Below are 6,282 nucleotides of genomic sequence, written 5' to 3' on the forward strand. Positions count from 1 at the left end.
TATCTATTGTGGTCTCAGTTTTCATGGCTGCTCTCGAAGCGGGTAATGATGCTTTGCAGATGACCATGAAACTGCCCAATGCAATGGGAGCAGTCCTCCAGGGCCTGATTCTTATCCCATTGCTTGCAGGAAATATCTTTATCGAGTACCGATTGCTCGTCATCAAAACCCGTAAGGAGGTTACCGCATGAACATGCTTGATTTCATCACGAAACTACTAGCGGCAACATTGGCCATGGGGACCTCCCTTGCGTATGCAACCTTGGGAGAGGTCTATACCCAGAAGACAGGGATACTGAACCTTGGAATGGAAGGCATCATGCTCATGGGAGCTCTTGCAGGATTCACCACTGCGTTCAATACCGGTAATCTGTACCTAGCCCTGATGATGGCAATGCTGGTGGGAGGGTTCTTCAGCCTCATCCATGCATTCCTCTGTATTACGATGAGGGCCAATCAGGTTCCGGCAGGTCTTGCCATCACCATGTTCGGTACCGGTCTTGCCAACTTCTTGGGGGAACGTCTTGGACCTGCATCCAATGGATACAACCTCACCGGTATGAACATCCCTGACAAGTTCAGCAACATTGCAATCCCATTCTTGAGTGATATTCCCATCCTGGGAGCCCTCTTTGATGTGAGCTTGCTTACCTACGCACTCTACGCTCTTATTCCATTTGCCTGGTTCTTCATGTACAAGACCAAGCATGGTATGGTGGTCCGTGCTGTGGGTGAGAATCCAAGAACAGCAGCATCAATGGGTATCTCGGTTACCAAGATCCGCTATCTATACACTGTAATTGGGGGTATGCTTGCTGGTCTTGGTGGAGCTTGTCTTTCTCTGAGTTTCACTCCCAGCTGGAATGAAGGCATGACCGGGGGCAAAGGCTGGATTGTAATCGCCTTGGTTATCTTCTCCACCTGGAATCCGGCTCGTGTAGTAATTGGAACACTGGTCTTTGGTGGTATCACCAGTTTGCAGTTCAGCCTACAGGCTGCTGGACTGAAGATGGTAATCCCAAGCCAGTTCCTTGGATTCTCGCCGTATCTGATCACACTTGTTGCGTTGGCTGCCATGACCATCATCAACCAGAAGAAAAAAGGCTCATTTGCCTCTCCTTCTGCATTAGGAACATCGTTTGCCATAGACGACAAATAATCACCTCGATCAATCTGTCATCATAAGGGGACCTTCGGGTCCCCTTCTCCTTGCTTGCACACCTGCTTGCAAACAAGTACCATACTTCCATGAAAAAGACCAACGCAATGCGAATTCTGGAAGCGCAAGCCATTCCCTATGAGGTAGTGGAATATATGTGGGATGAAGAGCACCTGGATGCAGTTCATGCGAGTGAGGTTGCAGGCTTGGAACCTTCACAGGTTTTCAAGACAATCGTACTGGAAGATAGTGAGAAACAGATATTTGTATTCTGCCTTCCTGCGGATTTCTCTGTCAGCCTGAAGAAGGTGAAAGCCTTGACAGGTAGCAAGGATATAGAGCTATTGAAGCTTGACCGGTTACAGTCTGTAACCGGGTATATACGTGGAGGGTGCAGCCCCTTGGGGATGAAAAGAAAATTCCCTACATTCATCGAGGAAGTCGCACAGACAGAGCCGTATATCCATGTGAGTGCAGGAATGCGTGGCTTGCAGCTGAGAATCAAACCGGAAGACCTCGTATCAGCCACACAAGGACAGTTTGCAGACTTTACTTAGTCATGTCTATTATGACTGGTGAAATATCTCCTGAGGCGCAGGGATAGAGAGACGGCAACCATAAACAACAGGATAACGATTGCCGATACCAAAAGACTGCTTGCCCAACGAAGATAGACAGCACCTGTTTGGTAGCGGGTTAGTGCACCATCAAACACTGCACTGGAAATAAAAAGAACCACCATTGACCCAAGCACAATATCTGCAATGGGAATCCTGTTTCCCTTTCTATTGGCAAACCAGAAGAGGAACAGAGAGGATCCAACCAAAAGAGCAAGGAGAGTTGGAATGGCTACTGGAAGGAACCAAGTAAATGAGCCAGAGACAACCACGTTGATAAGCGCTACATAGAAGAGAGTGGTCAATACACTTAGTGCTACACTCCCCTTCGCATACTTCTTTGCCCATCTGGTCCAAGGAAACACCCCATACATCCAGAACATTGCAATACCACCAGCTGCAATGAGTGACCAAGCCCACGTTAGATCATACCCATCAAGCCCAAGGAGCAAGATCGCAGCAATCAGGCTTTGCCAACTTGCATGATTGACATAGCGGGGTTTTGCCAACACAACAGCAATGAGGCTTATGGCAGCCATGGCTATACAGAACAGGGGAATGAAGGCATACGACAAGGCTCCAGAAAAGAAGAGGGAGAGCCCAACGGTGATCTCGCTGACCACAAACAAGGCCACGATTAATTCAACCAAGCCTTTTCTTGCCTTGGTGATACCACGAGTTCCCTCTGGGGGTAATTTCTTTGCAAAGAGAGGTTCGCTGGACGGCTCCTCCATTCCTGGTGGAAGAAGGACCTCTGTCCCACATAATGGGCAAGTCTTTGCCCCACTAGCTAATTTGACTCCACATCGTACGCAATATGCCATGGTTGTATTTACCTCGTATTTTCCCTGTTGGTTGCAATTTCGACTTGGATACCATCTTCCACCAAGAAGGTACAGAAGATCCGCTCCAAGGAGGTGTCTGTTGCATAGAAACTATTAAAATTCACTACAATCCTATCGAGATAGCCAATGACCGACAAGCTTATCTTGTTCAGCAACCCGGGGCTCAGATGGAAGTCACAACGCACCACCTGATTCTCCAATTGAGAAGGCAGCGCAACATACCCAAGATTTGAGATTACTCCACTGTACTGGTCATCGCCAAGAAAATCCGAGAGTAGCTTGAATAGAGGATTTTTCAAAGCAGTAGGAGCAAAACGAATTATGGGGATTCTTTCCCCGGATACATTTCGCTTGATCTGGCTCAACAACCGCTTTTTCGACTGCGCCTGGACCATCTGTAAATGAACTTCAGTGGCAATCTCATCAAACTCATAGAAGCCTAATGCTGGCTCGATACCGACGACGGCAAACAGGGTAAAATTCCTCATCGTATCATAGCCGAATATTCTTCTCAGATTCATAGGGACAGAAAGTCGTATAGGCTTTCGCTGCTTCTGATTAGGAATCTCTTCAATTTGCAGTTGCTGCAGACTGTAGAGGTAGACTGATGAGAGATACTCACCAATGGTAAGAGACCTCTCTTTTGCCCGTTCCTTGATCTGCTCGGTTAAAATGGTAGCGCTGATAACCTTTACCCGATCATCGAAAGGTCCGTTTCCTTTGCGATGATAGGCCTTGCTGATCGTAGGATATGAGGGTACATGCTTATCGTAGAGATGTTGAAACGGGTCACTGAACTCCTGCTTTGTGGGTCGTACCTTATAGTCCAATCCACTAGAAAACTTGACCTGTTGTATTCCTGCATGATGACAGTAACGCTCAACCAATAGCTTAAGATAATTCATCGCACCAGAACCGTCTGTAAGTGCATGAAAACACTCCAATGCTATTCGGTGCTCACTGTAGAGTACCTTGAAAAGGTACCCATTGTTCTCCTTGAATGCAAATCTTCCACTGGGGTAACTTCCCTCTTCATGGACAACTGGCTCCGCATCATTGGGAGAGAGGTAGTACCAGAAGAAACCAGTATGTAACCGAATCTTCGCATAGGAACAACGATATAGGAGGTCGTGCAAGGCTTGCTCCAGGATTGTTTTCTTTATGGTAAACGAAAAATCCATGGAGACACGGAATGTATTCGCATTGAACACAGCCTCAGTGGGAGGATAAATCAATGCAGAGTTATCGAGAGCGATGAAACCTTCAGGTGCAAAATTTTGGATGCGTTTCATTATAATTCGCTGTTTTTCACTCCATGCTTATAAAAAGGCGTCTTCACCAGCTTTGCCTTCTTGCGTTGCCCGTGGATTTCAATATCCACGGTGTCACCGAATTTGAGTCCGGCTTCTCGTTTGATCAGGATATAGGCACAAAAGATACCTAAGGTAGGGCTTTTTGTCCCACTGGTAACATACCCGATATCCTCATCTTCCAGGAATACGCGGTAACCACTACGGGGAACCGCCTTATCTACCATCTCTATGCCTCTCAGCGTTCTGGGAATACCCGTTTCTTTCTGGGAAAGTAAAGCATCCCTTCCACAGAAATCACTTTTTTCCAGCTTCACAAACATGGAAAGATTGGCTTCCAATGGGGTAATAGTGTCGCTGATCTCATGACCGTACAATGGCAGTTTTGCCTCCATACGCAAGGTGTCACGACTTCCCAGTCCACAACAGATAAGGCCAAACGGCTTGCCTGCTTCCAACAGGATATCCCAGAGTAGTGGCCCATCTTCAGCAGCACAATACAGCTCATACCCATCTTCACCTGTGTACCCTGTTCGACTGATGAGTGCCATCACCTCGCCCACTTCACACTGACTGCGGAATCGGAAGGTTTGCAAGCTATCACAATCAGGCAACAGGGTAGATAGAATCTTGGTAGCTAAGGGTCCCTGCAAAGCCAACAGAACCGTTGCATCGGAAATGTCCTGTACCATTGGACACTCCCCAGCCTTGGGGTTGCCTTGCTTGATCCATTCCAGATCCTTCTCACAATTGGATGCGTTCATTACAACCATAAAAGAGATATCGGAGCGGCGGTAGATGAGTAAGTCATCAACCACCGTTCCATCAGGATAACACATCAGTGTATAGCGACATTGGCCTACTTGCATATCACTGATTGAGTTGGTGCAGAGATAATCAAGGTAGGAGGCTGCTGTCTCCCCACTTACATTGCACTCACCCATGTGGGAAACATCAAACAGTCCCGCACGTTCTCTCACAGCGTTATGCTCACCAAGGATGCCTGTCTCAAATTGCACAGGCAATTCCCAACCTCCAAAGTCGATCAACTTGACCCCAGGGTAGTTCTTGTATCGCTCATACAGTGGTGTGTGTTTCATGGCTAACCTTTACTTATGCTAAGGCAATCATTTCAATTTCTACAGAAACGTCCTTGGGTAGTTTTGCGACCTGTACCGCTGAACGAGCTGGGAGGATTCCTTCACCAAAATAGGATGCATAGACCTCATTGACTGCTCCAAAGTCATCCATATTCTTCAGGAACACAGTTGCCTTGACAACCTTTGAAAGATCGGTACCAGCTTCTGCCAGCACAGCTTTCAGGTTTTCAAATACTTGCTTTGCCTGATTCGCTGCATCCCCACCTACCAACTCGTTGGTTGTTGGATCGACAGGAAGTTGGCCACTCGTGAAGACGAAGGGACCTGCTACAACAGCTTGGCTGTATGGACCGATTGCTGCAGGAGCATTAGCAGTGGAAACTTGTGTTTTTTTCAGTTGAAACATCATATGATAAGTTCTCCTCTTTCTATAAAAGATGTGTTTATCAGTTATATCTTTCCAGATAAATCTACTGACCAACACAGCGTATCATAAAATGAGAAGAATTGCATTGTTTAGGGATGGAAACTCACGCTCTTATAGTAAATTGAGCAGCTCTTCCGGGCTTCGGGCAACGGCAAGCGTTGTCTCATCCTTCATATGCCCTTTGGGAAAACCAAAGCCCCAGTCTACAGCAATAAAGGGAACCTTTGCTTCAGTGGCACCTTTCTGGTCATGATATGTATCGCCGATAAGTACCGCATCGTTTGCATCAATCGAGAGATCATTGAGTACCTTGTTTACAATATCTGCCTTTGAGAGCGTTGAATCCAGATCAGCGCCCCTGATGGAATCGAAATACCCATCAAGATTGAAATGTTCCATCATCTGTTTTGCCAAAAGTTCATACTTCAAGGTTCCCACTGCAAGCAGATACCCTCGCTTTTTCAAGGTGGATAATAGCTGTGGGATACCTGTATATGGATGAGCATTGAAGCGTCCATGCGTGTCGTATTCAACCCGGTAGAGAGCAATAGCTTCATCTATCAGGGATGGTTCAAGATTGTACACTTTCACAAAACATTGCGTAATGGGAGGCCCTATGAATTTACTCAGTTGATTAACATCATGCTCTGGGGGCAAGCCCAGCTTCTCTATCGCGGCATTAGCTGATGCGAATATCCCTGGAGAGGTATTCATGAGTGTCCCATCAAGGTCAAAAATTGCAAGTTTGAAGTTCATGCATGCACCATATGCAAAATCCAATCTTGTATCAAGCCGTTTGAGGCTACAAGATCACACCTCTCATC

The 6,282-nt window shown here is 46.7% G+C and carries 7 protein-coding genes and 1 pseudogene; 3 read left to right on the plus strand and 5 right to left on the minus strand.

From position 1 onward, the window contains the following. From JF818_RS13135 to ybaK, 3 genes and pseudogenes are all read left to right on the plus strand, one after another. Positions 1 to 191: pseudogene (locus JF818_RS13135) on the plus strand (ABC transporter permease); the annotation flags it as partial. After that, entirely contained in the window at positions 188 to 1,159 is a 972-nt protein-coding gene (locus JF818_RS13140; RefSeq protein WP_198892439.1) for an ABC transporter permease, read from the plus strand. The pseudogene JF818_RS13135 and the gene JF818_RS13140, both read left to right, overlap by 4 nt. 89 nt (positions 1,160 to 1,248) lie before the next feature. After that, positions 1,249 to 1,716, plus strand: a complete 468-nt coding sequence (gene ybaK, locus JF818_RS13145; RefSeq protein ID WP_198892440.1) for a Cys-tRNA(Pro) deacylase — start codon at positions 1,249 to 1,251, stop codon at positions 1,714 to 1,716. On the opposite strand, the gene JF818_RS13150 is transcribed toward ybaK, so the two are convergent. From JF818_RS13150 to JF818_RS13170, 5 genes are all read right to left on the minus strand, one after another. Next, positions 1,713 to 2,600 (minus strand): zinc ribbon domain-containing protein, encoded by an 888-nt coding sequence (locus JF818_RS13150; protein ID WP_198892441.1) that lies wholly within the window; start codon positions 2,598 to 2,600, stop codon positions 1,713 to 1,715. The genes ybaK and JF818_RS13150 overlap by 4 nt on opposite strands. A gap of 8 nt (positions 2,601 to 2,608) precedes the next feature. Next, the gene (locus JF818_RS13155; protein ID WP_198892442.1) at positions 2,609 to 3,913 is read right to left on the minus strand and encodes a hypothetical protein; all 1,305 of its coding nucleotides are present in this window, start codon (positions 3,911 to 3,913) and stop codon (positions 2,609 to 2,611) included. Then, the gene (gcvT, locus tag JF818_RS13160; protein ID WP_198892443.1) at positions 3,913 to 5,031 is read right to left on the minus strand and encodes a glycine cleavage system aminomethyltransferase GcvT; all 1,119 of its coding nucleotides are present in this window, start codon (positions 5,029 to 5,031) and stop codon (positions 3,913 to 3,915) included. The genes JF818_RS13155 and gcvT overlap by 1 nt, the downstream gene beginning before the upstream one ends. Positions 5,032 to 5,044: 13 nt before the next feature. After that, complete coding sequence (locus JF818_RS13165; protein ID WP_255528461.1) at positions 5,045 to 5,440, minus strand: RidA family protein; 396 nt, start codon at positions 5,438 to 5,440, stop codon at positions 5,045 to 5,047. Between the two features lie 129 nt (positions 5,441 to 5,569). Next, positions 5,570 to 6,214, minus strand: a complete 645-nt coding sequence (locus JF818_RS13170) for an HAD hydrolase-like protein (protein ID WP_198892444.1) — start codon at positions 6,212 to 6,214, stop codon at positions 5,570 to 5,572. Positions 6,215 to 6,282 lie beyond the last annotated feature (68 nt).

The sequence above is a fragment of the Sphaerochaeta sp. S2 genome (genome assembly GCF_016406725.1).
GTDB lineage: Bacteria > Spirochaetota > Spirochaetia > Sphaerochaetales > Sphaerochaetaceae > Sphaerochaeta.

Bases quoted from the DNA above. Each gene is read 5' to 3' on its own strand.
- JF818_RS13165 (WP_255528461.1), bottom strand. From the start codon at position 5,440: ATGATGTTTCAACTGAAAAAAACACAAGTTTCCACTGCTAATGCTCCT.
- ybaK (WP_198892440.1), top strand. From the start codon at position 1,249: ATGAAAAAGACCAACGCAATGCGAATTCTGGAAGCGCAAGCCATTCCC.
- gcvT (WP_198892443.1), bottom strand. From the start codon at position 5,031: ATGAAACACACACCACTGTATGAGCGATACAAGAACTACCCTGGGGTC.
- JF818_RS13140 (WP_198892439.1), top strand. From the start codon at position 188: ATGAACATGCTTGATTTCATCACGAAACTACTAGCGGCAACATTGGCC.
- JF818_RS13155 (WP_198892442.1), bottom strand. From the start codon at position 3,913: ATGAAACGCATCCAAAATTTTGCACCTGAAGGTTTCATCGCTCTCGAT.
- JF818_RS13170 (WP_198892444.1), bottom strand. From the start codon at position 6,214: ATGAACTTCAAACTTGCAATTTTTGACCTTGATGGGACACTCATGAAT.
- JF818_RS13150 (WP_198892441.1), bottom strand. From the start codon at position 2,600: ATGGCATATTGCGTACGATGTGGAGTCAAATTAGCTAGTGGGGCAAAG.